The 26198-nt window shown below is 59.9% G+C and carries 28 protein-coding genes and 1 riboswitch; of the genes, 12 read left to right on the forward strand and 16 right to left on the reverse strand.

Annotated elements, in window-relative coordinates; all coding sequences use genetic code 11:
- Positions 1 to 436 precede the first annotated feature (436 nt).
- Both VXJ24_RS07720 and VXJ24_RS07725 read left to right on the forward strand, forming a co-directional pair.
- Entirely contained in the window at positions 437 to 736 is a 300-nt protein-coding gene (locus tag VXJ24_RS07720; protein ID WP_330972350.1) for an arsenic resistance protein, read from the forward strand.
- A complete protein-coding gene (locus tag VXJ24_RS07725) occupies positions 709 to 1431 on the forward strand; it encodes a metalloregulator ArsR/SmtB family transcription factor (RefSeq protein ID WP_330972351.1) in 723 nt (240 codons plus the stop codon). The genes VXJ24_RS07720 and VXJ24_RS07725 overlap by 28 nt, the downstream gene beginning before the upstream one ends.
- A gap of 104 nt (positions 1432 to 1535) precedes the next feature.
- On the opposite strand, the gene VXJ24_RS07730 is transcribed toward VXJ24_RS07725, so the two are convergent.
- From VXJ24_RS07730 to VXJ24_RS07755, 6 genes are all read right to left on the reverse strand, one after another.
- Positions 1536 to 2021, reverse strand: a complete 486-nt coding sequence (locus VXJ24_RS07730; protein WP_330972352.1) for a flavodoxin — start codon at positions 2019 to 2021, stop codon at positions 1536 to 1538.
- A 106-nt stretch (positions 2022 to 2127) separates the two neighbouring features.
- Entirely contained in the window at positions 2128 to 2547 is a 420-nt protein-coding gene (locus tag VXJ24_RS07735) for a peptide deformylase (protein WP_330972353.1), read from the reverse strand.
- Between the two features lie 48 nt (positions 2548 to 2595).
- A complete protein-coding gene (locus VXJ24_RS07740) occupies positions 2596 to 2991 on the reverse strand; it encodes an acylphosphatase (protein ID WP_330972354.1) in 396 nt (131 codons plus the stop codon).
- A gap of 108 nt (positions 2992 to 3099) precedes the next feature.
- On the reverse strand, positions 3100 to 5064 hold the full coding sequence (locus tag VXJ24_RS07745; protein ID WP_330972355.1) for a PTS fructose transporter subunit IIABC: 1965 nt from the start codon (positions 5062 to 5064) through the stop codon (positions 3100 to 3102).
- Positions 5065 to 5166: 102 nt separating this feature from the next.
- A complete protein-coding gene (gene pfkB, locus VXJ24_RS07750) occupies positions 5167 to 6072 on the reverse strand; it encodes a 1-phosphofructokinase (RefSeq protein ID WP_330972356.1) in 906 nt (301 codons plus the stop codon).
- Positions 6069 to 6830: a DeoR/GlpR family DNA-binding transcription regulator gene (locus VXJ24_RS07755; protein WP_330972357.1), complete on the reverse strand. Its 762-nt coding sequence runs from the start codon at positions 6828 to 6830 to the stop codon at positions 6069 to 6071. The genes pfkB and VXJ24_RS07755 overlap by 4 nt, the downstream gene beginning before the upstream one ends.
- 210 nt (positions 6831 to 7040) lie before the next feature.
- Here VXJ24_RS07755 and VXJ24_RS07760 point away from each other — a divergent pair, with 210 nt between their 5' ends.
- Entirely contained in the window at positions 7041 to 7382 is a 342-nt protein-coding gene (locus VXJ24_RS07760) for an arsenate reductase family protein (RefSeq protein WP_330972358.1), read from the forward strand.
- 3 nt (positions 7383 to 7385) lie between these two features.
- On the opposite strand, the gene pdxR is transcribed toward VXJ24_RS07760, so the two are convergent.
- Complete coding sequence (pdxR, locus tag VXJ24_RS07765; RefSeq protein ID WP_330972359.1) at positions 7386 to 8831, reverse strand: MocR-like pyridoxine biosynthesis transcription factor PdxR; 1446 nt, start codon at positions 8829 to 8831, stop codon at positions 7386 to 7388.
- A 134-nt stretch (positions 8832 to 8965) separates the two neighbouring features.
- Between pdxR and pdxS the strand changes: the two genes are divergently transcribed.
- From pdxS to VXJ24_RS07780, 3 genes are all read left to right on the forward strand, one after another.
- The gene (gene pdxS / locus VXJ24_RS07770) at positions 8966 to 9862 is read left to right on the forward strand and encodes a pyridoxal 5'-phosphate synthase lyase subunit PdxS (RefSeq protein WP_330972360.1); all 897 of its coding nucleotides are present in this window, start codon (positions 8966 to 8968) and stop codon (positions 9860 to 9862) included.
- Positions 9862 to 10452: a pyridoxal 5'-phosphate synthase glutaminase subunit PdxT gene (pdxT, locus tag VXJ24_RS07775; protein WP_330972361.1), complete on the forward strand. Its 591-nt coding sequence runs from the start codon at positions 9862 to 9864 to the stop codon at positions 10450 to 10452. The genes pdxS and pdxT overlap by 1 nt, the downstream gene beginning before the upstream one ends.
- Before the next feature lie 383 nt (positions 10453 to 10835).
- Positions 10836 to 11843 carry a formamidase gene (locus VXJ24_RS07780; protein ID WP_330972362.1) on the forward strand — a complete coding sequence of 336 codons (1008 nt, stop codon included), beginning with the start codon at positions 10836 to 10838 and terminating at the stop codon, positions 11841 to 11843.
- A 198-nt stretch (positions 11844 to 12041) separates the two neighbouring features.
- On the opposite strand, the gene VXJ24_RS07785 is transcribed toward VXJ24_RS07780, so the two are convergent.
- Positions 12042 to 12869, reverse strand: coding sequence for a bifunctional hydroxymethylpyrimidine kinase/phosphomethylpyrimidine kinase (locus VXJ24_RS07785; RefSeq protein ID WP_330972363.1), 828 nt, complete (start codon positions 12867 to 12869; stop codon positions 12042 to 12044).
- Between the two features lie 234 nt (positions 12870 to 13103).
- A riboswitch (ZMP/ZTP riboswitch) is annotated at positions 13104 to 13191 on the forward strand.
- Between the two features lie 69 nt (positions 13192 to 13260).
- Here VXJ24_RS07785 and VXJ24_RS07790 point away from each other — a divergent pair.
- Positions 13261 to 13902, forward strand: a complete 642-nt coding sequence (locus VXJ24_RS07790; RefSeq protein ID WP_330972364.1) for an IMP cyclohydrolase — start codon at positions 13261 to 13263, stop codon at positions 13900 to 13902.
- A 3-nt stretch (positions 13903 to 13905) separates the two neighbouring features.
- A complete protein-coding gene (locus VXJ24_RS07795; RefSeq protein WP_330972365.1) occupies positions 13906 to 15084 on the forward strand; it encodes a phosphoribosylaminoimidazolecarboxamide formyltransferase in 1179 nt (392 codons plus the stop codon).
- Positions 15085 to 15190: 106 nt separating this feature from the next.
- Here the strand turns inward: VXJ24_RS07795 and VXJ24_RS07800 are convergent, their stop codons facing one another.
- From VXJ24_RS07800 to VXJ24_RS07825, 6 genes are all read right to left on the reverse strand, one after another.
- Entirely contained in the window at positions 15191 to 15784 is a 594-nt protein-coding gene (locus VXJ24_RS07800; RefSeq protein ID WP_330972366.1) for a toxin-antitoxin system HicB family antitoxin, read from the reverse strand.
- Positions 15785 to 16055: 271 nt separating this feature from the next.
- Complete coding sequence (locus VXJ24_RS07805; RefSeq protein WP_330972367.1) at positions 16056 to 16583, reverse strand: PTS sugar transporter subunit IIA; 528 nt, start codon at positions 16581 to 16583, stop codon at positions 16056 to 16058.
- Positions 16584 to 16644: 61 nt separating this feature from the next.
- Positions 16645 to 18096 carry a glycoside hydrolase family 1 protein gene (locus tag VXJ24_RS07810; protein ID WP_330972368.1) on the reverse strand — a complete coding sequence of 484 codons (1452 nt, stop codon included), beginning with the start codon at positions 18094 to 18096 and terminating at the stop codon, positions 16645 to 16647.
- 85 nt (positions 18097 to 18181) lie between these two features.
- The gene (locus VXJ24_RS07815; RefSeq protein WP_330972369.1) at positions 18182 to 19630 is read right to left on the reverse strand and encodes a PTS transporter subunit EIIC; all 1449 of its coding nucleotides are present in this window, start codon (positions 19628 to 19630) and stop codon (positions 18182 to 18184) included.
- Between the two features lie 75 nt (positions 19631 to 19705).
- The gene (locus tag VXJ24_RS07820) at positions 19706 to 20545 is read right to left on the reverse strand and encodes a PRD domain-containing protein (RefSeq protein ID WP_330972370.1); all 840 of its coding nucleotides are present in this window, start codon (positions 20543 to 20545) and stop codon (positions 19706 to 19708) included.
- A gap of 197 nt (positions 20546 to 20742) precedes the next feature.
- Entirely contained in the window at positions 20743 to 21183 is a 441-nt protein-coding gene (locus VXJ24_RS07825; protein WP_330972371.1) for a Fur family transcriptional regulator, read from the reverse strand.
- A 310-nt stretch (positions 21184 to 21493) separates the two neighbouring features.
- On the opposite strand from VXJ24_RS07825, the gene VXJ24_RS07830 reads away from it, so the two are divergent.
- A complete protein-coding gene (locus VXJ24_RS07830) occupies positions 21494 to 22051 on the forward strand; it encodes a ferritin family protein (protein WP_330972372.1) in 558 nt (185 codons plus the stop codon).
- A 72-nt stretch (positions 22052 to 22123) separates the two neighbouring features.
- On the opposite strand, the gene VXJ24_RS07835 is transcribed toward VXJ24_RS07830, so the two are convergent.
- A complete protein-coding gene (locus tag VXJ24_RS07835; RefSeq protein WP_330972373.1) occupies positions 22124 to 22612 on the reverse strand; it encodes a hypothetical protein in 489 nt (162 codons plus the stop codon).
- A gap of 77 nt (positions 22613 to 22689) precedes the next feature.
- Entirely contained in the window at positions 22690 to 23541 is an 852-nt protein-coding gene (locus VXJ24_RS07840) for an HAD family hydrolase (protein ID WP_330972374.1), read from the reverse strand.
- Between the two features lie 205 nt (positions 23542 to 23746).
- Between VXJ24_RS07840 and VXJ24_RS07845 the strand changes: the two genes are divergently transcribed.
- The 3 genes from VXJ24_RS07845 to VXJ24_RS07855 all read left to right on the forward strand — a co-directional run bounded on the left by VXJ24_RS07845 (position 23747) and on the right by VXJ24_RS07855 (position 26196).
- Positions 23747 to 24871: a CobW family GTP-binding protein gene (locus VXJ24_RS07845; protein ID WP_330972375.1), complete on the forward strand. Its 1125-nt coding sequence runs from the start codon at positions 23747 to 23749 to the stop codon at positions 24869 to 24871.
- Between the two features lie 15 nt (positions 24872 to 24886).
- Complete coding sequence (locus VXJ24_RS07850) at positions 24887 to 25420, forward strand: GNAT family N-acetyltransferase (protein ID WP_330972376.1); 534 nt, start codon at positions 24887 to 24889, stop codon at positions 25418 to 25420.
- Positions 25421 to 25575: 155 nt separating this feature from the next.
- Positions 25576 to 26196 carry an SOS response-associated peptidase family protein gene (locus tag VXJ24_RS07855; protein WP_330972377.1) on the forward strand — a complete coding sequence of 207 codons (621 nt, stop codon included), beginning with the start codon at positions 25576 to 25578 and terminating at the stop codon, positions 26194 to 26196.
- Positions 26197 to 26198 lie beyond the last annotated feature (2 nt).

The following is a 26198-nucleotide window of genomic DNA, read 5'->3' on the forward strand; positions in this document are numbered from 1 at the left end:
CGGAATCTGCACACCGTTCCGGCAGGAAGGAGGCCGTGCACAGGCAGCTGCATCCGTTCGGCTAGCTGCAGGAATCCTGACCTGCCCCCGGAGTGTACGGATGACAGGTGAAATCAACCTTTTTCTTCCCCTTATATGTAACAATCATACCGGCTTCCTAACGTTCAGAATGGTTTCTACTGTCTGCTGCGGTGTTTGGTTGGAATTGTCCAGCCAAAAGCCGATCCGTGGTGTTGTCTGCATTTTACTAAATACAAATTCAATGTATACAGAAAGAAATATATAAGGAGTGGGAGGGATTCCGCCGTAGTCGGCATTGTAGGAAAATCCAAAAGTTTAGATTTTCTCAAAATGCTTATCTTTTGGTCTTTGGTTCGGAATAGTGTAGTGCTGGCGGTCTATCTATTGTTTTCGGTTGCTTGCTTCTTTACCGTACATGAGCATTGCAATCCCGCTTATAATCTACTTTGCAGCGATGTTCTTCGGCTCCTTCTTCGCAGCCCACGCCCAGGGCCTCTCCTATGAGCGCTGTGTATCGGTCGCCTTCACGGCCGCTGGCAACAACTTCGAGCTTGCGATTGCCGTTGCCGCCGCCACCTTCGGGCTTGGATCCGAGGAGGCGTTCGCTGCCGTCATCGGTCCTTTGATCGAGGTGCCGACGCTGATCATGCTGGTCAATGCTGCCCGCATGTTCGAAAGGAGGCTTGCATGGCCAAAGAGGGCGGACGCACGGTGAAGATTGCCTTCATCTGCACGCACAATGCCTGCAGGAGCCAGATGGCAGAAGCGCTTGCGCGCGAGATTCTGCCCGCGTGGGCAGAGCCCTGCTCTGCCGGGACCGACCCGGCGCCTGTGATAGACCCGGGAGCTGCCGCAGAGCTTGCCAGGAGGGGCATCTCTGCCAAAGGCCTCCATCCGAAGCCCTTGTCTGCCATCGGCAAGGCCGATATCGCTGTCACGATGGGCTGCGGCGTCAGCTGTCCTGCGCTTCCCTGCACGCACCGCGAAGACTGGGAGCTCGAAGACCCTATGGGCGGAGCCCCTGAAGGCTATGAGGAGTGCGCTGACAGGATAGCCGAGCATCTCCGTGAGCTCAACAGACGGCTCTGCCAGCAGCGCGCTGCAGCGGATGCCAGGATGCTCGCTGTCTTCAAGGCACTCGCGGACGAGAACCGGCTCGCAATCGTCCAGGCAATAGCAGACGAAGGCGAGATCTGTGCCTGCGAGCTCCTCGAGCAGCTCGATATCACGCAGGCCACGCTCTCGCACCACATGAAGGTGCTCTGCCAGACAGGGCTCGTCAGCTGCCGCCGCGAAGGCCGCTGGTGCCATTATTCGATCGATCCTGCAGAAGCAGGGATGCTTGCCTCCTTCTTCGGAGAGCTCAGATGTACGGCAGAGGCGCCCCGCTGCGTAGCCTCCTGCTGCTGAGCGGAAGAGCGCTACAGGAAGAGATCCTCGACAGGAACGCCCGTCCGGTCCAGCTGCCGGACGGGCGTTCCTGCATCTTCATGCATCGGACTTCAGACGTACCGCTATTCGAACTGCAGCTCGCCGAGCCAGCGCTCAAGCACCTCGTCCGGAAACGCCACAGAAAGAAGACGTGCGCCACGTACCGTCGAGCCCGGTGTCAGCGCCTGGATGCGGGCAGGGCTGGATCCCATATCTGAGCCGCCGCTCGTCGCGAAGGGGACGATGATCTTGCCCGTGAAGTCATTGCCCTCGAGGAAAGAATCGATGACACGGGGCTCCTGTCCCCACCAGATCGGATAGCCGACGAAGATGACGCCGTAGTCCGCAAGATTGCGCTCCAGGGGCTCGAGCTCAGGCCGGCAGGAATCGTCGCCCATCTCGAGCGAGCTTCGAGATCCGGTATCGCCCCAGTTCAGGTCGGCTACGCTGTAGGGCACCTTCGGCAGGATGGGCACCGCTTCGCAGCCACGAATCCCAGCTATCCGGGCAGCCAGCTTGGCTGTAGTGCCAGTAGCCGAGAAATAGGTGACGAGTTCCTGTCTGGGCATGATGCCTCCCTGTGCCAGAGCTTCGGTGCGGATGCCGTGCTGATGGGCCATTCTTCGATCTGGACAATTCTATCGCGTCTTGCGAAACGGCGCGAAAAGCGTTTCTCTAGACGAGCTTTCCCTGGCAGTGGTCGATCATGTGCTGGATCATCTGCGCATACCAGCCCACAAAATCACGGGTCTCGGAGACGAGCTTGCCGTCCTTGAGCTCCTGGTAGCTCACACGGATCTTCTGGTAGCGCGTGACCTTCGAGACCGCATCCTTCGTGAGGCAGCCTTCCTCGGTCTTGTAGGGACGGATGCCGAAGAGGAGCTTCGGATTGTAGAACACATAGTCGTGCCCGTTGTCATCCGTCAGTGCGCAGACGGCCTTCGAGACGCCGATCTGGTTTGCTGCGAGGCAGGATGCATCCTCGAGCGAATCGAGGGTATCCACGAGATCCTGTGCGAGCGCTGCATCCTCTGCTGTTGCCTTCTCGCAGGGCTTGGAGAGGATGGCTTCGTCCTTCACGAGTTCCTTGATCATGAGCTGCCTTTCTGAAGAGGAATATGCTATCCCAGCATTCTTAAGTCCCTAGTATTGTACGCGGAACTTGGTGTCGTGCACGCAGGGCACCTCCCGCTCCGAGACGAGCCTGGCATCGATCCAGGTATTGCGGCTCTGCGAAAGGTCCTCTATCCCTTTCTTGTAGGCAGAAAGCTGCGCCGCCGTCCCCTCGGCCTCGAGGAGCACGTCTCCGTCGTCGAGGTTCTTGACCCAGCCCGTGACGCCCACAGACTGCGCAAGCACCTGTGCCTGGAAGCGGAAGCCCACCGCCTGCACCTTGCCGGAATAGCGAAGCTCGAGGCGCCTCTTCGGACCCTCTGCATCCGTGCCTTCTGCAAGAGATGCCGCATGTGCCGCTGCCGCCATCTCGTCCGGCACCTGATTGACCTTCTTCTGCCGCTTCCACGGCCAGACAAATCCCATGGCTCCTCCTTGTCTCTGTGACCAGTATTCCCCATTGCCTGTATTGCAAAAAGGGAAGCAGCCCCGAAGAGCTGCTTCCCTGATGGAGCGGATATGTGCCTTGGACCTTTAGGCCTCCTGCTGGTAGGACTTCTTCCAGAGGGAGAGGATGAGGCAGGCAATGATGGAGCCAGCGACGAGGGCGACGAGGTAGCCGACCGGGTTGCCGATGACGGCAATGACCCAGGCACCGCCGTGAGGAGCGGGGCTCGTGCAGCCGAAGGCTGCGGAGAGGGCGCCTGCAATGGCAGAGCCGATGATGCAGGACGGAAGCACGTGGCCGGGGTCTGCTGCTGCAAACGGAATGGCGCCTTCGGTGATGAAGGAAAGGCCCATGATGTAGTTCACGATGCCGGCGTCACGATCGGCCTTGGACCACTTGTTCTTGAAGAAGGTCGTGGAGAGAGCGATAGCGAGAGGAGGAACCATGCCGCCGACCATGACAGAAGCCATGATGATCTGACCCGAGGTCGTGCCAGCCGCGAGAGCCCCAGTGCCGAAGACGTAAGCTGCCTTGTTGAACGGGCCACCCATATCGATCGACATCATGCCGCCGACAACAGCGCCGAGAAGGACGATGTTCGTCGTGCCCATGCCGTTCAGCCAGTTGTTGAGGCCGGTGTTGATGGCGCCGAAGAGCGGGTTCAGGACGAACATGACCGCACCGATTGCAAGCGTGCCGAGCAGAGGATAGATGAGCATCGGCTTGATGCCTTCAAGCGAGTCGGGCATATGGTCGCAGAGCTTCTCGATACCGAGGACGATGTATCCTGCCGCAAAGCCGGCAAAGAGCGCTGCGATGAAGCCGCCGGAGATGCACGAAGCCGCTGCCGCCTTGGGGTCGGAGTTCAGGAGCGTGATGTAGGCAAGGCTGTAGCCGGTCTTGGCAAAGAGGCCGCCGACAAAGCCCGGCGCAAGGCCCGGGCGGTCAGCGATGGACATGGCAATGAAGCCTGCAAGGATCGGCAGCATCATGCCGAAAGCTTCGCCGCCGATGGTCTTGAAGAACGCAGCCGCCGGGATCGAGGAGCCGTAGGCGGCAGTGCCGAGGCCTGGCTGGTCGACGAGGAAGGCGATGGCCGTGAGGATGCCGCCGCCGATAACGAACGGGAGCATATGGCTGACGCCGTTCATCAGGTGCTTGTAGATCACGTGCCAGGTGGAGTCCTTCTCGCCCGACGTCTCGGAAGCGGAGACCGAGGTGCCTTCCTGGATGGGAGCCTTGCCGTCGAGGATGGTCTGGATGAGCTTCTCCGGCTCGTTGATGCCGGCGGAGACGTTCGTGGAGAGGACCTGCTTGCCGCCAAAGCGTGCACGGTCGACGTTCTTGTCTGCAGCGATGATGATGCCCTTTGCGTGGGCGATCTCGTCAGCCGTCAGGATGTTCTTGGCGCCTGCAGAGCCCTGGGTCTCGGCCTTGAGCGTGATGCCCATCTCCTTGGCCTTCTTCTCCAGATTCTCGGCTGCCATGTAGGTGTGGGCAATGCCGGTCGGGCAGGCGGTGATCGCGAGGACCTCAGGGTATCCTGCAGCTGCCACTGCCTCAGGAGCGGCCTTGGCAGCATCTGCCGCCTCGCGCTTTGCCTCGGCGTCGTCGATCACGGACATGAACTCTTCCGGCGTCTTGGCAGCGCGCAGGGCGTCTGCGAACTCCTGGTGCATCAGGAGCTTCGAGAGCTCGGCGAGCATCTCGAGGTGCGCGTTGTTCTGGCCTTCCGGAGCTGCGATCATGAACATGAGGTCTGCCGGCGCATCGTCCGGTGCATTCCAGTCCACGCCGCCCGGTACCGTCATCGCCGCCAGGCCCGGACGCTTCACGGCTGCGGTCTTGGCATGAGGAATGGCGATGCCGTCGCCCACGGCCGTCGAGAACTCTGCCTCGCGGGCAAGGATGGCCTTCTTGTAGGCAACCGTATCGTTGATGTTGCCTGAGGCATCCTGGAGGGCAATCAGCTGGTTGATTGCGTCATCCTGGCTTGTCGCCGTGGCGCCCACCTTGATTCCCTCGGGTTTGAGCAAGTCAGTGATCTTCACGTTGCTCCCCTCTCTTGTCTGGGCACCATGAAGTGCCCCCTGAAGCGCCGGCAATGATGCCGGCACGCTCTACCTATCTCGGCTGCCTTCCGGCAGGTCTGGCTACAGGGTCTTGAGCAGTGCCTCGACCTCAGGACGCGTTGCAAGCTTCGGCGAGAATGCGCTCGCAGATCCCGTGCAGACGCCCATGCGGAAGGCTGTGGCGTAGTCGCCCTTGCTCTCCTCGTAGCCTGCAATGAAGCCTGCGACCATGGAGTCGCCGGCACCGACGGAGTTCACGACCGTGCCCTTCGGCGCCGCGCTCTCGACGACGTCGCCCTTCTCCGGCACGAGAACGGCTCCCTCTCCCGCCATGGAGATGAGGACGTTCCTGGCGCCCATCTCCTGGAGCTTCCTTGCATACGGCACGACATCCGGCCTCTTCTCGAGCTCCACGCCGAAGATGGCGCCGAGCTCGTGGTTGTTCGGCTTGATGAGGAAGGGATGGTACTGGAGCACCTTCACGAGCAGGTCGCGCTCAGCGTCGACGACGATCTCGATGCCGCGGCCGGAGAGACGCTCCATGATGCGTTCGTACATATCGGACGGAAGCATCGAAGGAACAGAGCCTGCAATGACCAGGACGTCGCCAGCCTTCAAGGCATCGAGCTTTGCATAGAGCGCCTCGATGTCTGCCTCCTCGATCTTCGGGCCGATGCCGTTGATCTCAGTCTCCTCCTCGGCCTTGATCTTCATGTTGATGCGGCTCATGCCTTCCTTCACCTGGATGAAGTCGCACGTCGCACCGTAGGCCTGCATGCGGGACTCGATCTCGCGTCCGGTGAAGCCGGCAACGAAGCCGAGCGCGCAGGAAGCGTGTCCGAGGTTCGAGAGCACGATGCTCACGTTGATGCCCTTGCCGCCCGGCAGGACATCCTCATAGGTGACACGGTTGATCTCTCCAGGCACGAGCCTGGGCATCCGCACGATGTAGTCAATCGACGGATTGAAGGTGACGGTGTAGATCATGGGCGCTCCTCCTCTAGGTCCACAATGTTCTCCGCATTGCTATAGGCACTCTCGGGATCGAGATGGTCCGTGATGATGGAAGCCTGGTCGAAGGCTGCAAACGTGATGAGAGAGACCTGGTCGAACTTCGTCGCATCCGCAAGCACATAGGGGCTCTGCGTATGGGCGATGCTCACTTCCTTGACCTTGGCCTCGGAAAGCTCAGGCGTCGTGAAGCCAGCAGAAAGCGAGATGCCATTCGTGCCCCAGAAGCCGAGCGTGAAGTGCAGGCGCTCGAGCGAGGCGATAGCGTCCTCCCCGACGACTGCCTCCGTGACGGGCTTCACCATGCCGCCCAGAAGATACGTCTTCATGCCTTTGGCCAGAAGCGCCTGGGCATGGGGAAGGGAGTTCGTGACATAGGTCGCATGGGTCTCCGTCAGCGAATCGACAAGCATCATCGTCGAGGATCCCGCATCTATGAAGACGAAGTCCTCCGGATTCACGAGCGTCGCAGCGTAGGCGGCGATCCTCTCCTTCGCAGAGAGGTTCACCATGCGCTTCTGCGCAACCGGCGAGTCCTGGATGACCATATGGCGCTTCGGCGCACAGGCACCACCGTGCACGCGCACGACCTTGCGCTGGCGCATGAGGGTATCGAGATCTCTGCGCACCGTCGACTCTGATGCATCGAGCGCGGCCATGAGCTCAGGGGTCGTGACGCTCCCCTGCTCCGCCACGAGCTTGCATATGAGGTCCTGGCGTTCTGTCGCGAGCATCTTTCATCCCTCTCCCTGGTTGCTGAAGACAGTATGCACCCAAAATCCGTCATTTTCAAGCACTAATCTTCATTTTCGGTGACTGTTTTTGAATGTTTTAGGAGGTGTACCCCGAAAACCGGTAGCCTTCCAGCACGGCAGCAGCCCCTCCTTCCACCGCATCCCGCCTTCGCCTACCATGGATGGAACAATATTCCAGAGGAGGCCGCGATGAACATCCAGATCTTCGGGACGAAGAAGAGCAATGACGCAAAGAAGGCAGAGCGCTGGTTCAAGGAGCGCCGCATCCGCTTCCAGTACATCGATATGAAGGAGAAGGGCATCGCGAAGGGCGAGCTCGAATCCGTCGCCCGTGCCGCAGGCGGCCTCGAAGCCCTGATCGATCCCGCCTGCAAAGATGGCTATGCCCTGGCCCTTGTGCAGCACACGCCGAAGGCGATGCTCGAAGGGGTCCTCCTCGAGAACCAGCAGGTCATCAGGCTCCCGATTGTGAGGAACGGCCGCCAGGCTACGGTCGGCTATGCACCCGACGTCTGGAAGACGTGGGAATAGCCCTCAGCCACAGACTCCTGTCCTGCGCGCAAGCGTGCCGAGACTTGCGGCAAGCTCTTCCATCTCTCCATCTTCGAGCCGCTCGTACTGGAGGACGAAGCGCGCAGACCTGTCTCCTCGATACGGCAGCTGTGCATACGAGGAGAGCGCTGCAAGCCCTATGCCGCACTTTCTGGCAGCTTCCACAAGCGCCTCTTCTGCTTCCTGTTCGCGTCCGCACCATGCGGGCTGAAGCCTGAGCGCAAGCACCATATGGAGGCCGGAGTCTGCCTCTTCGAGCTTCATGCTCTCCCCGAGCTCCCGTGCAAGCGCCTCCGCAAGATGGTCACGACGCTCCTTCACGAGCCTCCGGTAGCGTGCGACATGGCTCTCGTAGCTTCCGTCCTCGAGCATCGTAGCCAGTGCGAGCTGGTCGATCGTGCCGAGCGTGCCTGCCGCAAAGGACCGGAGCTCCTCGTAGCGCCGCGCTGCTGCAGGCGGAAGCACTGCATAGGCTGCACGCACGACCGGACCCAGGCTCTTCGAGAACGTGCCGATATAGATGACAGCACCCGTCGCGTCGATGCTTGCAAGAGCAGGAATGGGCCTTCCTGCGAGCCTGAACTCGCAGTCATAATCATCCTCGACAATGAGGCGGCCAGGCACCTCCGCAGCCCAGCCCAGAAGCTCATAGCGCCGGGAGATGCTCATGACACGGCCGGTCGGGAACTGGTGCGACGGCATCGCGTGCACGAGCTGCACATCCTTGCTCCTGATTCCTTCCATTGCGATGCCCTCTGCATCGAGCGGGACCGGCACCGCCCTCTTCCCTTCTGCCTCATAGGTCCTTGCAATGCGCGGGAATCCCGGGTCTTCCACGGCACAGAGGGAGCCTGCCGGCAGGAGCTGCGCCACAAGCTGGTAGAGCACCTGGGCGCCTGCTGCCACGACAATCTGGTCTGCCTCCACCCTCATGCCGCGCGTCTGAGCGAGATGCGTGGCTATCGCCTGCTGGAGCCTCGGCAATCCCTGTGGCGTGAGCGAAGAGAATGCCTCGTCGAGGTCTTCTGCCGAAAGGACATGCCGAAGGCTCCTCTCCCAGAGGAGCAGTGCGCTTCTGTCGGGACGTGCTGGCAGATGCGATGTATCGATGCGGAGCTGCTCCCCCTCTGGGAGAGTCTTCACCTCTGCCTTGGGCAGTGCCTGTGCCGTAGCCTCCGGAAGCTTTCCCAGCCGCTCGACATAGTAGCCGCGACGGGGACGTGCCTCGATGTAGCCTTCTGCCACGAGCTGGGAGAGGGCTGACTCCACGGTGATGAGGGAGCAGCCAAGCTCGTCTGCAAGCTTCCTCTTGGAAGTCAGCTTCTCTTCCGGGGCAAGCTCTCCTGCCACGATTGCATCGCGGATGGTCCGGTAGAGATATTCGGAGCGCGAGAGCGTGCCACGGTCTGCGAGATCGAGAGAGAGCATCTGCTGGTCCTATCTATCTGCATGATCTGGCCTTGTTCTGATCCTGCCAATTATATGTCTTCTGGCTCTAAACACAGAACCAGCTATCCCCTATCCTCGCCCGCATGCACAGAAGGCAGCAGAAAGGATGGACGATGGGAGCAAAGGGCCAGGAAGCAGGACCGGAGCGCGCAAAGCTCAACCGCGAGCTTGCGCAGATGCTCAAGGGTGGTGTCATCATGGACGTCACGACGCCCGAGCAGGCCAGAATCGCCGAGGATGCAGGGGCGTGCGCAGTCATGGCGCTGGAGAGGATACCGGCAGACATCAGGGCTGCAGGAGGCGTCTCCCGCATGAGCGACCCTGCGATGATCGAAGGCATCCAGAAGGCCGTAAGCATCCCGGTCATGGCAAAATGCCGAATCGGGCATATCGCAGAGGCACGTATCCTTCAGGCCATCGATATCGACTACATCGACGAGTCCGAAGTGCTCTCGCCTGCTGATGACATCTACCACATCGACAAGACGAAGTTCGCGGTGCCCTTTGTCTGCGGCGCCAAGAACCTGGGAGAAGCACTCCGCCGTATCCAGGAAGGCGCCTCGATGATCCGTACGAAAGGCGAGCCAGGCACAGGAGATGTCGTGCAGGCTGTGCACCACATGCGCCAGATGCAGAAGGAGATCCGTGAGCTTCAAGCCCTTCGGGAAGACGAGCTCTTCGAGGCCGCCAAGCAGCTCGAGGTGCCCTACGAGCTTGCGAAGGGCGTGCATGATGCAGGAAAGCTCCCCGTCGTGAACTTCGCCGCAGGAGGCGTCGCCACGCCAGCCGATGCTGCCCTCATGATGGAGCTCGGCGCAGAAGGCGTCTTCGTTGGTTCTGGCATCTTCAAGAGCGGAAACCCCGCCAAGCATGCAGCTGCTATCGTCGGCGCCGTCACAGCCTGGCAGGACCCCGAGAAGCTTGCCTATCTTTCCCGCGACCTCGGCGAGGCCATGGTCGGCATCAACAAGGACGAGATCGACCTTCTCATGGCAGAGCGGGGCAAGTGATGGGGACAGCAGTGCTGGCGCTCCAGGGCGCCTTCATAGAGCACGAGCAGAAGCTCGAAGAGCTGGGAGAGCCCTTCTTCGAGATCCGCGAGGAGGCAGACCTCAAGCGTCACTTCGACCGTCTGATCCTGCCGGGAGGAGAATCCACGGTGCAGGGAAGGCTCCTCAGGAAGGAGGGGCTCTTGGACCCTCTCCGCGAGCGCATCGAGGACGGCATGCCCGTTCTTGCAACCTGTGCAGGCCTCATCCTTCTGGCCAGAAACATCGAGGACGACGTGGAGGATGGCACAGACCGGAGCGCCGCGCGCCCCGAGAGCCACTTCGGCACGCTCGATGCCACAGTCCAGCGCAATGCCTACGGACGCCAGCTCGGAAGCTTCCGGACCGAAGCCGAGTTCAAGGGACTGGGAAAGATCGGCATGACCTTCATACGGGCGCCTTACATCAAGAAAGCAGGCCCCGAGGTGGAAGTCCTGGCCAAGGTGGATGGCCGCATTGTCGCCGTCAGGCAGGGAGCCCAGCTTGGCCTTGCCTTCCATCCCGAGCTCGAAGAGAGCCTGGCCGTGCATGAGATGTTCCTTGCGCTCTGAAGCAGCGGCTGCATCCTCTGACGGATGCAGCCGGCATTCTGCCATGCCCCTTCCCTAGCCGCATCCGGTCCTCCGAGAGCTCCGGCTGTACCTGGGGCTCAGAATGAATAATTATTCAGTTGTTACACATATTTCAGATCTGTAGCAATGGCTTTTCCGATTCTGCCTATTCCCGTAAACACTCAGATATCCCTGTCTTCCTCATTGCTTTCAAACCACTTCAGCTCTACGATTTCAAGTGTATTCGACGCAGGCAATGACAGGCCCACTGCTGGTACGACAGCTCTCTCCTCCAGCGGCAGCTTCCAAATATATGCATTTTATTGCATATAATGTCAGTGCTGGCATCGAGTGGCAGGTTTGGGCTATGGACGGAGGAATGTATGGGATCTATCGGCAGCATGAGCAAGCCAAAGCTCGGATTTCTTGTCGCAGCAGTCCAGTTCCCGGCCCCGGTCGTCAACAGCCGGGAAGATATCGACCGCCAGGTCGCAAGCATCGTGCGCACGGTCCATGCCACCAAGGCTGGCTATCCGGGTGTCGAGCTCATCGTGTTCCCTGAGTACAGCACGCAGGGGCTGAATACCTCCAAGTGGCTGACCGACGAATTCCTCTGCGATATTCCTGGACCGGAGACCGACGCCTTCTCGAAAGCCTGCCAGGAGGCCGGCGTCTACGGCGTCTTCTCCATCATGGAGCGCAATCCCGACCCGAACAAGAATCCCTACAACACCGCAATCATCATCGATCCTTCGGGCAACATCATCCTCAAATACCGCAAGCTCTTCCCCTGGAACCCCATCGAGCCCTGGTATCCAGGAGACCTCGGCATGCCGGTCTGCGAAGGTCCTGGCGGCTCGAAGCTTTCCGTATGCATCTGCCATGACGGGATGATTCCCGAGCTTGCCCGCGAAGCTGCCTACAAGGGCTGCAATGTCTATATCCGCATCTCCGGCTACAGCACGCAGGTCAATGACCAGTGGATTCTGACCAACCGCTCGAATGCCTGGCAGAACCTCATGTACACGGTCTCGGTGAACCTCGCAGGCTACGACAACACGTTCTACTACTTCGGCGAGGGCCAGATCTGCAACTTCGACGGCACGACGCTCGTCCAGGGGCAGCGCAATCCCTGGGAAATCGTGACGGGCGAGATCTACCCCGAACTCGCAGACAATGCCCGCCGTACCTGGGGTCTCGAGAACAACATCTACAACCTCGGCCACCGCGGCTATGTCGCAAAGCCAGGCGGCGAGAGCGATTGCGGCCTCACCTATATCAAGGACCTCGCAGCAGGCAAGTATCATCTGCCCTGGGAGGACGAGATCCAGATCAAGGACGGCTCGATCTACGGCTATCCGACAACGGGCGGCCGCTTCGGAAACGACTGAGCATATCTTCCGCCGAAACAGCTGGGGACTCCGCACCTCATGAACTGCACCACAGAACCTGGCACAGAAGCCTGCGTTCCGAGAAGGGCAGCCCATCGTGGTGCGGAGCCCTCTTGCATGGTTCTGGAATATGCCTGCCGTTCTTCATGCTTTTCTTTTTGATGCAATGCGCGCAGCCGGCATGTCCTGGAATTGCCTCTATGTCAGGCTGCCGAGAAGCTCGTTCTCCTCTTCGAGCGGAAGGCCCAGGAATACATCCTCCTGGTCCTTGTGACGCCAGATGAGCGTACGCACAAGGTCCATCGCAGTGCGCACCGCTTCCTCGAAAGGCGTGCCATAGAGGACCTTGCCGAGCATGACAGAAGAGAAGATGTCGCCGGTGCCGGCAAAGTAGCAGGGGATATAGTCGATCGCAAGACGGAAGATTCTGTCCTGCTGCCTGTCGTATCCGAGCACGCAGTCCGCGCCTTCCACGCGGCAGCTCGTGATAGCAAGAGACCCAGCATCAAGCTCTCTCAGGCGTGCCACGAGCTCTTCCGCTTCCTTCTCTGTCAGCTCCTCTTTCGAGGGATCCATGCCGGCAAGAAGGCAGGCCTCTGTCGCGTTGGGCACAGCATAGTCGGACAGTGCGACAAGCTTCCTCATACGCTCGACGCTTCCAGAATCGACGCCGTGGTAGAGGGAACCGTTGTCTCCCATGATAGGATCGACGAAGATGGCCGCACCTTCCTCTGCCTTCTTGCGGCAGAAGTCGGCAATGGAGTGAGCTTCGTCCTCGGTGGCAATGTAGCCCGTGGCGACGGCTGCAAATTCCACTCCCAGCCGGTCGAGAGCAGAAAAGGCATCGCGCACATAGGAGCCGGTTTCGAGCACGGCCACTTCCTCGCGGTTGAACGTGCTCGAGACGAGAGCCGTCGGCACGAGGCTCGTCGCATAGCCCATGCGCGAAAGGACTGCATCCATTGCCGTCAGCGATACGGTCCCGTAGCTGCAGAGATCGTTTACCAGCACTATGCGCTTGCTCACGCCTGCTCCATTCCGTCCTTGCCAGGTCCATCCCGGCATTCCCTGAAAGGGTAGCAGGAAGCTTCTCTTCCGAGGTGCATCTGCTCCGTTTGGACATAGAGTCCTTACCTCGGCCCTGCCTTCGGCACCCCCCATGGCTTCATGCATCTTTTCCAAGCTCGGGCGAACAGGCCATCCGAGCTCTCCTGCTCGTGCTATCGTATGCATCAGGGCAGCAGCTGCTGTCCTGGACAGAGCGTGCGCTGTGACTGACGGATAAAACGTGGGCCTACCACGGGGAAGCAGCGTTGCCATACATTCGCCGACCGTCTGGGCATGCGCAGCTTCGTGAAGGAGCGCGGGCCCTCATGTGCCTTCCTCCTTTGGGCTGTGCCGAATAGAGAGGAAGACCATGCAAGATCTTCTGGAACTGCTCGAAGGCAATCCCTATCCAGGCCGCGGCATCGTGGTCGGACACAAGCGTGTCTACTACTGGATCATGGGACGTTCCGCAAACAGCAGGAACCGCATCTTCGTCCCGACCGATGACGGCATCCGCACCGAGGCATACGACCCTTCGAAGCTTGAAGATCCCTCGCTTATCATCTACCACCCTGTCCGCACGATGGGAGATGCCCTCGTCGTGACGAACGGCGACCAGACCGACACGATCGTGGAAGAGAAGGACTTCTTCCGCGGCTGCCTGAAGCGCCGCTTCGAGCCCGATAGCCCGAACTTCACGCCACGCATCTCCTCTGTCCTCCATCCGGATGGCTCCTTCGCAATCTCCATCCTGAAGCATGCAGAGACGGAAGCCGACGAGTGCTGCCGCGAGTTCTTCGTCTATGAAGGCGTCGAAGAGGGTGCCGGCTATTTCATCAGCACCTACCAGGGAGACGGCAATCCACTTCCGAGCTTTGCTGGCGAGCCGATAAAGGTCACGATGCCCGAGCCTAACGAGATCTGGGCAGCCCTCAACAAGGACAACAAGGTCAGCCTCTACACGAATGTCGAAGGCACGGTACGCCTGTTCAATGCACGTGAAGGAGAGTAAGCGATGAACTCACTGGAACTCAAGTATGGCTGCAACCCCAACCAGAAGCCTGCCCGCATCTTCATGAAGGATGGCTCCGACCTGCCCGTGACCGTGCTCTCCGGCAAGCCTGGCTACATCAACTTCCTCGATGCCCTGAATTCCTGGCAGCTGGTCCGCGAGCTCAAGCGTGCAACCGGCATGCCGTCCGCTGCCTCCTTCAAGCACGTGAGCCCGGCAGGCGCCGCTGTGGGAACGCCGCTCTCCGATATCGAGAAGCAGATCTATTTCGTCGACGATGAAGGTCCGCTCACCCCTATCGCCTGCGCCTATATACGCGCCCGCGGTGCCGACCGCATGAGCTCCTACGGAGACTGGGCAGCACTTTCCGATATCTGCGACAAGCGCACCGCACAGTACCTCAAGCATGAGGTGAGCGACGGCATCATCGCTCCGGGCTATACGGACGAGGCGCTCGAGATCCTGCGCTCCAAGAAGGGCGGCAAGTACAACGTCGTCCAGATCGATCCGAACTACGAGTGTGCACCGGTCGAGCAGAAGGATGTCTTCGGCATCACCTTCGAGCAGGGCCACAACAACTACGAGATCTCGACCGACCTTCTGAACGAGGTCGTGACGAAGAACAAGAATATTCCCGATGAGGCCAAGCGTGACATGGTCATCTCCCTCATCACGCTCAAATACACGCAGTCGAACTCCGTCTGCTACGTGAAGGATGGCCAGGCCATCGGCGTCGGCGCTGGCCAGCAGAGCCGTGTCCATTGCACGCGCCTTGCCGGCAACAAGGCCGATACCTGGTATCTGCGCCAGCACCCGAAGGTGCTCGGCCTCAAGTTCGCAGACGGTATCCGCCGTCCGAACCGCGACAACACGATCGATGTCTACATCTCCGACGAGCACGACGATGTCCTGCGCGACGGCGAATGGCAGAAGTGGTTCGCCGAGAAGCCTGAGGTCCTGACCCGCGAGGAGAAGGCGGCCTGGATTGCCACGCAGACCGGCGTGACGCTTGGCTCCGACGCCTTCTTCCCCTTCGGCGACAACGTCGAGCGCGCCCACAAGTCAGGCGTCTCCTACATCGTCGAGCCTGGCGGCTCCATCCGCGACGACAACGTGATCGAGACCGCCGACAAGTACGGCATTGCCATGTGCTTCACGCACATGCGCCTCTTCCATCACTAAGGCGCGTAGCCACAAAGAACTGGGCAGGGCCTGCAGCCACATCGCTGCAGGCCCTGCCTTTGAATTGACACGCACTGTCATGACCGCGCAAGGCTGTCGCAAGAGACTACTCCGCCACAATGCTCTTCCGGTCGAAGCGACTTGACTCCGCTCCATCGTTCTTGGAAAGGAGATAGAGGCAGTATTGATTCATGCTGACACCTTCAGCCTTTGCGTGTTCGGCAAGAGAGCGGTGGAGGCTCTTCGGGAGGCGGAGCTTGAACTGGCCAGAATAGCTCTCATCCGTCTTCGGCTCAGCTATATCCACACCCTCTTCCAGCGCAGCCTCGAGCCAAGCACGTTTTGCATCAGCAGCATTCTGTACAACCTCGTCCAACGTGTTGCCGCATGTGATGCATCCCGGAAGTTCAGGATAGCGCGCTGCAAATCCCCCTTCATCGGGGTCGGGAACGATCTCCAGCCTGTAGGGCAGATTCAAATAGTAATCAATCTTCTTCACGGCCTGCCTCCTCGACTGCTTCGCGGACAAGTTCTCTGTATCTTGATGGGGGACATGACGCGGTATCGTGATGGGATTCCTGCCGGGCTTTCGGAACATGCAGTGGCTGCTTCCACCTGACGGTCGAGACATTTCATATCCGCAGTTTTCCAGCACCTTGCACAGCTCCTCAAACCTCAAATTGCCGGAAAGAGCCTGCACACGTTTCAGCAGCTTATCCCATTTTTATATGGTCCTTCCTTCCCTAGAATGGTGTCATATTCGGTATCATCTTGCAGGCCTCTCTATAATAGAACATTTGTTCTTTTCGCTGAAGCATCCCTATACCCCATTTATGGGTCAGCAGATGCATTTTTCGGAGATGAGGAATGGGACAGCGGCCATCCGTGGCTTGTCTTTTTTCAAACACGAAGAGGCGCCCCATCCTCGAGATGGAGCGCCTCCCATGCTTCAACGCGATAGCGTCAGCAGCCTACTTCTTGAAGCTGATGACCGGCTCGCCTGCCTTGACCGGACCCTCGTGCGTGAACTCGACGGAAGCAAGATCGTCGGTGTTCGTGAGAGCCATGATAACGACAGTGTCATGGCCAGCAGCCTTGATCTTGTCCTTGGAGAAGGAAAGCAGGGGCTCGCCTGCCTTCACATGAGCGCCCTTCTCGCCGTAGACCTTGAAGCCCTCGCCCTTCATCTCGACCGTGTCGACGCCGACATGGATGAGGACCTCTGCTCCGTCATCGCCCTGGATGCCAAGAGCATGGTAGTTCGGGGCACCTGCTGCCGTAAGGGTGCCGGAGACCGGTGCATAGACGCACTCGCCCTCAGGCTCGATGCCGCAGCCCTTGCCCATAGCGCCGGAGCTGAAGACCGGGTCGGACACATCCTCGAGCTTGACGGCCTTGCCGGTGACCGGAGCAAGAACGGTGCCTGCAGGCGCAGAGACGCCCAGCGCTTCAGGCTTGGCGGGCTTTGCCGCCTTCTTGAACTTGTCGAAGAATCCCATGATGCACTCCCTTGTATCGCATATGCGCCGCAGGCTGCAGCGCCTCTTGCCGAAGGCACTCCTAGTTTAAGTCATTTCCATTCGTTGCGATGACCTTCTTGTACCAGAAGAAGGAATCCTTGCGGGAGCGCGCAAGCGTGCCCTTCCCCTCGTTGTCCTTGTCCACATAGATGAAGCCATAGCGCTTCTTCATCTCGCCGGTCGAGGCGCTCACCAGGTCGATGCAGCCCCACATCGTGTAGCCCATGAGGTCGACGCCGTGCTCGATGGCCTTCTCCATCTCCTGGATGTGGGTCCTGAGATAGTCGATGCGGTACGTATCGTGGATGGAGCCATCCGGCTCCACCTTGTCGACGGCGCCGAGGCCGTTCTCGACAATCATGAGCGGTACCTGGTAGCGGTCATAGACGCACTCGAGATAGTAGCGCAGACCCTCCGGATCGATGGCCCAGCCCCAGTCGGACTTCTTGAGGTAGGGGTTGCCGGCGCCGCCGAAGATGTTGCCGCCCTCCCTGGCCGTCTTCTCCGTCGAGGTCGTGGAGCTCATGTAGTAGCTGAAGGCGTAGAAGTCGACCGTGCCCGCCTTCAGGATGTCGGCGTCCTTTAGGGCAAGATCAAAAAGATCGACCCCTTCCTTCTTCCAGAGCTCCGGTGCCCAGCAGGGATAGCTGCCCCTCACCTGGACATCGCCGCAGTAGAAGTTGCTCCTGTCCATCGCATCGTGCGCCGCGAGCACATCGTCCGGATTGCAGGTATAGGCATAGTTCGCACTGCCTGCGATCATGCAGCCGACCTTGTTCTCAGGATCGATCTCATGCGCTGCGAGCACGGCCTTCGCGGATGCCACGAACTGGTTGTGGAGGCCCTCGTAGCGCTTCTGCGGATCGTCCCACGGACAGTCGGCGAAGTTCACGTCCCAGTCATGATCAGGAAGGATGCCGAGTCCCATGATGTTGCCGAAGCCGCCCATCATCGCGCAGTTGATCTCGTTGAACGTGAGCCAGTAGCGCACAAGGCCCTTGTACTCGGTGAAGCAGGTCTTCGCATAGTTCACGAAGAAATCGGTGAGCTTCCTGTTCGACCAGCCGCCGTACTCATGGGAAAGGGCAAGCGGCAGCTCATAGTGCGACAGCGTCACCATGGGCTCGATGCCGTGCTTTCGGCACTCTTCAAAGACGCTCTTGTAGAAGGCGACGCCTTCGGGATTGGGCTTCTCCTCGTCGCCACGCGGGAAGAGTCGCGCCCAGTTGATGGACATACGGTAGCACTTGAAGCCCATCTCGCCGAAGAGCGCGATGTCTTCCTTGTAGTGGTGGTAGAAGTCCACTGCCTCGTGGCTTGGATAGAAGACGCCCGGCTTCACGCCTGCCGGCGTGACCGTGCGTGGCGTCGAGACCGTACCGCCGGTCATGATGTCAGGGACATTGAGGCCCTTGCCTCCCTCGAGGTAGCCGCCCTCGACCTGGTTGGCTGCAGTCGCGCCGCCCCAGAGAAAGTTCTTCGGAAATGCCATCTCTTCCCCTTTCCAAAGGAGGGGCCTGGATGACCAGACCCCTCCGATTCAGCTATCAGATGATGAACGCGTACGCCCTGCGAAGCTATGCCTTGGAAGCTTCGGGCTTGTAGGACGCAAACTCGAGGGCAAATCCCACGATCGCGGATGCAACCGAGGCAACGATGGCCCAGATCATGTAGGTCACGCCCATGGTGCCGGAAGGATCGATGTAGGAGAGCCAGTTGAAGACGCCGAGGCCGCCGGAGATGTAGACGACAGCACCCGAGATGCCGATGATGAGGCCGCCCACAGCAGAGCCGATGCAGGCATTCACGAAGGCACGCTTGTCGGGAAGCGCGACGCCGTAGATAGCCGGCTCGGTAACGCCGAAGAAGAAGGCAGAGATCATGGCAGGAAGCGCGATCTCGCGGAAGTTCTCGTCCCTGTTCTTGAGATACATCGCAAAGACGACGGCGCCGAGCGAGAAGGAGTGGCCGATCACGGAAGCAAGGATGAAGTCATGGCCGAGCGTCGTGAGGTTGACCAGGGCGATAGGCACGAGCGACCAGTGGAAGCCGAAGATGACAAGGACCATCCAGAAGGCGGAGACCACAACGCAGCCGACAATCGAGCCGACGACCGGAAGGCCGAAGATCAGCTGGAAGAAGGCGGAGAGCAGGTTCGTGAGCAGGGTAGCGACCGGGCCAATCACCAGATAGCCTGCGACGACCGAGACGGTGACGACGATGAGCGGCGTGAAGAACATCTTGAGGGAGGCAGGCATCCACTTCTTGACCCAGTGCTCGACCACAGAGCCGAACCAGACCATCAGAAGGATCGGGATGACCGACGACGTGTAGCCAGAGGCCGGCATGATGATTGGCAGGCCGAAGAAGGTGGCGTACCAGGAGAAGGTACCGAAGACGCCGAGGTCGACCGAACCCAGGATCTCGCCCTTCGTGAGCGCGACCATCGTCGGATAGACGAGCGCGAAGGCGATGGCAAGGCCATTGAACTCGTTCATCTTGAACTTCTTGGCGGCCGTGTAGCCAAGGACGACCGGCAGGAAGTAGAACATGCCGTCAGCCACGGTATAGAGCAGCGTATAGGCACCCGAGGTCGCAAAGGCCGGGGCGAAGGCCGTGCAGCAGGCAAGGATGCCCTTCATGATGCCGGCAGCGGCGAAGGTGCCGAGCATCGGCGCGAAGATGCCGGAGATCAGGTCGACAATCACTGACAGGACCGTCTTCTCTTCGCCTTCCCCATCGTCGTCGACAGCGACTTCGCCGGCGCCGGTCAGGCCCGAGATCTTGAGGAATGCATCGTAGACATCCTCGACCTTGTTGCCGAGGACGACCTGGTACTGGCCGTTGGCATTCATGACCTTGATGACGCCCGGAAGCTTCTCGATGACATCGGTCTGGGCCTTGTCCACATCCTTGAGCTTGAGGCGCAAGCGCGTGATGCAGTGCGCGACAGAGCGGATGTTGTCCTTCCCTCCTACGTTCTCCAGGATCTGTTCGGCCAGATAGTCGTACTTTCCTTCTGCCATTGGTTCCTCCTTAAGACCTTTGGCTTCCCCCATAGGGCTCTATCAGGACGCGTCCTCCCACGTCCGGATATGCGGCTAGCGAGCCGTCACGAGACGGTTCACATGCATCATCAGATAGAGCAGCTCCTCATTCGAGCAGCTCCATCCGTAGGTATCAGCAAGGTATTGCTGTATCTTCTCGACACAGCTGTAGATATCCGGGAAATCCTCCGCCGCCTGTTCGAACAGCGAGCTGTTCTTGCTCTGTTCGCTCTCGCCGTGCGAGAGGCGGGCCACAAGGTAGCGGAAATGGCCGACGAAGCGGTTGTAGGCATAGGAGCGGCGATCGAGCGTGACGCCGAGCTCGCTCTCGATGATCTTGGTGACCTCTTTCATGATGCGGGCGGTCTCCATCACCAGGTCGATGCTCGAGGTGTCTCCCGCCCCGCCCATCTCGCCGTTCACGATATGCAGGGCAATCGAGCAGGCCTCGCTCTCCGGCAGGTCTGCATCCTCGACGCGGACATTGACCATAGCGACACCGGTGCGTCCGATCCTGAGCTCGTTCGGGTAGACGAATGCCACCTCGTTCTGGAGCGGATTCTGGACATCGATGCCTTCGCGGCGGCGCTCGATGGCAAACTGGATATGGTCTGCAAGGGTCACGACGAGATTGGGGTTGAGCTTGCACTCAAGCTCCATCTTTGCAAGATCGACGATATCGGAGGCAGCCAGAAGCACATTGTCGGAAAGCCCGGCAAGCGTGCCTGCCATGCCTCTGCTCACATCGAAAAAGATACGCTGCACTTCGTCGGTGGGGGTGATGTCGTATAGCATGTGCTTGAAGCCGACGCCCTTGCCGAACACGACGACATCGCGGCCGGAATCATCGAAGCCGAGCGCTACGTTGTTGTTGATCTTCTTGACAAGGCGCATAAAAAAATACCCTTCAGGCTTCTACGCGAGACGAGGACTTCGAGTCATGCCACACTTCGCGCAAGTAATGCCTCAAGGGATGAGTAACAATCTTGCCATGTATGATTTTAGCAGAAGGACATCCACTGTTTCCAGCAGATGTCCTTCATTTTCCGTTCACCGACAGAATCGCTCCGTTCGACAGAGCAGAGCGGAGCCTACGCCGTGGCAGAAGCTTCCTTCTCTGCCTGCTCCTTCGCTGCGCATTCCGGGCAGAGGCCCTGGAAGATCGTGGCATGCGAATAGACAGTCCAGGGATAGCCCCCCTCCGCGAACGGACGCAGGTCGGCCGTTGCCTGGGCATCGAGCGTCTGGTCTTCATGGACGCCGACGTCCATGACCTTGCCGCAGCGGACGCAGATCACATGGGCGTGCTCATCCGTACGAAGGTCGAACCTCTCCCCGCCTGGCGCCTTGATCGAGAGAATGATGCCTTCGTCAGCCAGAAGGTGGAGATTGCGATAGACCGTGGCGCGGCTCAGATGCTCGTCGACCTTGTGCACCTCATCAAAGATCTGCTCAGCCGTCGGATGGTCGTGCCGGGAGCGCACCTCCTCGAGCACCAGCTGGCGCTGCCTCGTGTTTCTTCTCTCTGTCATGCTTCCTCATTTCCTGGGTCCAGAGCACAGCGTCTGGGATCCGTAAAGCTTCGGAGAGTCGGGCAGAAAGTCCTTGACTTGCCGCTTCTCCTGTCTATCATAATAACTGTTCCTGATAAGAATGCAAGCACCCCTCTGGAACATGCTCGGCCATCGTAGCAGATGCATGCTGGTCAAATGTGTGTTTCATGCGGAGAAGCAGCTTCTCCATAAGACGCCTAAGGGAGACCCTTATGAGAGGCATTCCTGTTCGGGAACAGAAAGATCGGGACGGAAGCGCTGTCCCGGCAAAAGAGAGAGGAAATGCGCCATGAAGTTTGTATGCCCCGTCTGCGGTTACGTGGAAGAGTTCGACGGCGACGAGCTGCCTGCCGACTACAAGTGCCCCCAGTGCGGCTGCCCCGGCTCCCGCTTCACGAAGCAGGAGGGCGAGCTCACCTGGGCTGCCGAGCATGTCGTGGGCGTCGGCAAGGCTGAGGGCGTTCCTGAGGACATCATCGAGGACCTCCGTGCCAACTTCAACGGCGAGTGCTCCGAGGTCGGCATGTATCTTGCAATGAGCCGCGTCGCAATGCGCGAGGGCTATCCCGAGATCGGCATGTACTATCGCCAGGCTGCCTTCGAGGAGGCAGATCATGCATCCCGCTTCGCCGAGCTCCTCGGCGAGGTCGTGACCGACTCCACCAAGAAGAACCTCGAGATGCGTGTCGAGGCCGAGAACGGCGCCACTGCCGGCAAGACGGATCTCGCAAAGCGTGCCAAGGCTGCAAACCTCGATGCAATCCATGACACGGTGCACGAGATGGCCCGCGACGAAGCCCGTCACGGCCGTGCCTTTGCTGGCCTCCTCAAGCGCTACTTCGGCTAGGCCACAACCTGCACTACCCTCTTCGGACAGGCCGGGATCCGCTCCCGGCCTGTCCACTTATATATGTCTGCTTTAGAGCTCAGGCTTCACCCGGTCGAGCGCAAGATGGTCGAGCCAGCCCCAGCGCGGATCGTCCATGGCCCCATAGATGGAAAGCCAGAGGGCAAGCGGCGCGCATCTGACCCTGTCATCGGCGCAGTCCAAGATCTTGCCGTCTCCGATGTAGAGGCCGATATGCCCATAGGTAAGCCCCTGAGCGCTGTAAGGGTGATGCTCCACCCCTACTGCCATGCCCACCTTGAGCTCTGCAAGATCGTCGAGCCCCAGGTACTTCCGGCAGAGCTCGAACGCATCTCCGTCCACATGCCCATATCCGAGACGCACAAATGCTTCTTCGATCCAGGCAGCACAGGAGCACTCCCCTGTCCAGGGCGTTGCATAGGCAAGCTCGACCAGGCGCTTCTGCGGTGCTGCAGCATCGGCAAGCGCCTCAGGCCCAGGCCCTCCCTGCCTGATTGCCGACTTTCCGAAGACCGTTGTTATGCCATCGGTGCTGAGCATGTTCCGGCGCTTCAGCTCCTCAAGGATGCGCCGCTCCAGGCGCGCATCCATCTGGGGAAATGTCGACATGTCTTAGTCTATTCCTGCATGAAGGAAGGAAGCGTGCCTGCATCGGCGGCACGCGCGATATCTTCGAGCGCTGCTGCGACTGCATCATCCTTCGAGGGGCCGATATGCCAGCGTGCCGCCTCCCTGATCTCAGGAGCTGCATTGGCAACAGCCACGCCATTCGGCACGGCTTCGATCATCGAGAGGTCGTTTTCCGAATCGCCGAAGCAGACGACCTCGTCGAGCCCCACGCCCAGGGCTTCCGCGAGCGCACGTACGCTCGAGCCCTTGTCCCAGCCGGCAGGAGAGATATCGATGAGCGGCGCCTTGAGGCTTGGCAGCACGAAGCCGAGCTCAGGCACTTCCTGCTTCAGACGGTCTCTGAGCGCACACCTCTCCTCGTAGCTTCCCGATACATGGACATTGGCCTTGATGTAGCGGGCATGAGGGTCGAGCTTCGTCTCGACCCTGCCTGAGGACTCCGTGAAGATCGTCCTGTCCTGCCCGATCAGATCGGGCACGCCAGAATAGAGCGTAGCCCTTCCATCACCCTCCACATCGTAGATGGCAAGAGCGGCGTGCCCCGTCGCATCGAGGATCTCCTGCGTGTGCACGAGCGCCTCAAAAGGAAGCTCCTTCACGCCGACCTCGCGTCCATCGAGATGGAGGATCTGGCCATTCGAGAAGGCGCCTGTCGCAAAGCAGGCCGCATCGTCTGCAAACATCCACCCCATGGCAGAGGGAATGCGTCCCGATACCGGCCCGAAATGGATGCCATGGTCGAGGAGTACATGAATCGCTTTCCTGGCACGTGCGGAAGCGCAGGGAGCGCCAACCGGGATGAGCGTATCGTCGAGGTCCGTGAGGATGAGCTTGATCACAGACTGCCTTCTTCCGATGCATTTCTGAAGAGTTATGCGGGCTTCTATCATGGTAGCCGCCCACATCCTTAAAATGGGGCGAGAACAAGGAGATTGCGCGCACAGCCCACCTGCCTCGCAAACAGAGAACGTCTGCAGGGTATACAAACCTCCGAAATATGGCTGCGCAGAGCTGCGCCCCGAAGAGAAAGGATTCAAGGAATCCATGGCAAAGCAAGTCAAGATCATCATGCTCACCGGCTATCTCGGTGCCGGCAAGACGACCCTTCTGAACCACATCCTGAACAATGACCAGGGCATCCGCGCTGCTGTCATCGTGAACGATATCGGCGAGGTCAATGTCGACGCCTCCCTCATCAAGGACGGCGGCCTCTCGAAGACCGACTCCCTGATCCCGCTCACGAATGGCTGCATCTGCTGCACGCTCGCAGGCGACCTTGCAAACCAGCTTGACGGCATCGCCAAGTCCGGGGACTTCGATTACATCATCATCGAGGCTTCCGGCATCTGCGAGCCCATCCCCATCGCCTACACGATCTCGAACTTCTGCGACCAGTCCAAGACGGACGGCGAAGCCCCGCTCGATCTCGACAACATCGTCGCTGTCGTCGACTGCAAGCGCATGTACGACGAGTTCAATGGCGGCAAGGACCTGCTGCGCGACGATATCGAGGAAGACGATATCGAGTCGCTGCTGATCCAGCAGCTCGAGTTCTGCACCACCGTCATCCTGAACAAGAGCGACCTCGTGACGGAGGACCAGCTCTCCGAGCTCAAGGCTCTCGTCAGGAGCCTCCAGCGCGATGCAAAGATCGTCGTCGCCGACCACGGCAACGTGCCGATGGACGAGCTCCTCGATACCGGCCGCTTCGACTTCAGCCGCGCCTACAACTCTGCAGCCTGGATCGATGCAATGGATCACCCCGAGGAGCATGAGAACCCCGAGGTCCTCGAGTACGACGTCACGACCTTCGTCTACGAGCGCAGGCAGCCCTTCGACGTCGACAAGTTCAACGAGTTCCTCCAGACCTGGCCGGAGTCCATCATCCGCTGCAAGGGCATGTTCTGGTGCTCGCAGGATCCTGACATGTGCTACATCTTCGAGCAGGCGGGCCAGCAGGTCTCCCTCACGGAGAACGGCCTCTTCGTCGACTCTGCCCCTGAGGACGAAAAGAAGAAGATGATCGAGGAGAGCCCCGAGCTCATGGACGACTGGGATCCGGAGTGTGGCGACAGGATGACGAAGCTGTGCTTCATCGGCAGGCACATGGACAAGGATGCCCTCGTTGCCGGCCTCGACGCCTGCCTCGTTCCCTGGAAGCGCGACTAAGGAAGGCCCCGCTCCATGCATGTCCGAAAAGCAGGCCCGCAGGATATCCCGGCCATAATCAAGTCCTATGAGCTCGTCCACGACGAGGAAGAGGCAGGACGCACGACGATCGGCTGGGTCCGCAGCATCTATCCGGTCCCCGAGACTGCCCGGCGTGCCCTCGATGAGGGAACGCTCTATGCGATGGAGGACTTCGTCGAAGGCGAGACGAGACTTGTTGCCTCTGGCATCATCAACCAGACGCAGGTGCCGGAGTACGCCCTCGCCCACTGGACGGAGGATACGCCGGACGACCAGGTGCTCGTGCTCCATACCCTGGTCGTCGATCCGCGCTACAAGGGCAAGGGCTACGGCTCTTCCTTCGTCGGCTTCTATGAGGAGGAGGCAGCCAAGCGCGGCTGCACAGCCTGCCGCATCGACACGAACGAGCGCAATGCTTCCGCCCGCAGGCTCTATGCCCGCCTTGGCTACAAGGAAGTGGACATCGTTCCCTGCAACTTCAATGGCATTCCCCATATCCAGCTCGTCTGCCTGGAAAAGCTCCTCTAGAAGAGACAAAAGCGCAGCAAGGCCGCCGGAAGGGCAATTCCCTCCGGCGGCCTTCTTCTGCCGGCTGGAGCCTAGCTGTCCCGGATATGCGCTCTTCCATGGGAAGTGGGTACAACAACCAGAAGCAGGAGAAGCATGCAGGAGGTGGATGAGCGATGTGTCACAGGATCGTGCCCGTACAGATGGACGAGCTGCAGATGGCGCTCGACCTCTATGCCACGACGGGGCATGCCCGCATCCCGAAGGACAATCCCGTGCCGAAGGATGTCTACCCCGGAGCGAAGCTTGCCACGGTCGTGAAGGAGCGTGGCGGCGCACTCAAGGCCCAGGAGCTCATCTGGGGCTTTGCAAGCACGCAGCCGAAGCGCCAGGGACGCGTCTTCAACACCCGCATCGAGACCGCGCTCTCCCAGCTGCGTGATGGCTATGGCATGTGGGTCGACCCCATCACGTGTGGCCGCTGCCTTGTGCCGGTACGCGCCTTCTATGAGTCATGGACAGAGCCGGGCTCTCCGGCACCCGACGGAAAAGTCGCCGTCCGCTTCACGTCGGAAGGCCACCGCATCTTCCTTCTTGCTGCTGTCATGAAAGATGGGGAAGTCTCGATCGTGACCTGTCCGCCGAACGGCGATGTCGGTCCGGTACACTCGAGGATGCCGCTCGTGCTGGGTCCCGGCGAGTCCTCCATCTGGCTCGGACCGGGCTTCCCGAAGCTTGCCGACCGCTCCCAGATTCATCTTGCAGCAGAGACCATCCTGCCTCCGCAGAAAGGCTGATT

The organism is Olsenella kribbiana (assembly GCF_036408795.1).
GTDB classification, from domain to species: Bacteria; Actinomycetota; Coriobacteriia; order Coriobacteriales; family Atopobiaceae; genus Olsenella_L; species Olsenella_L kribbiana.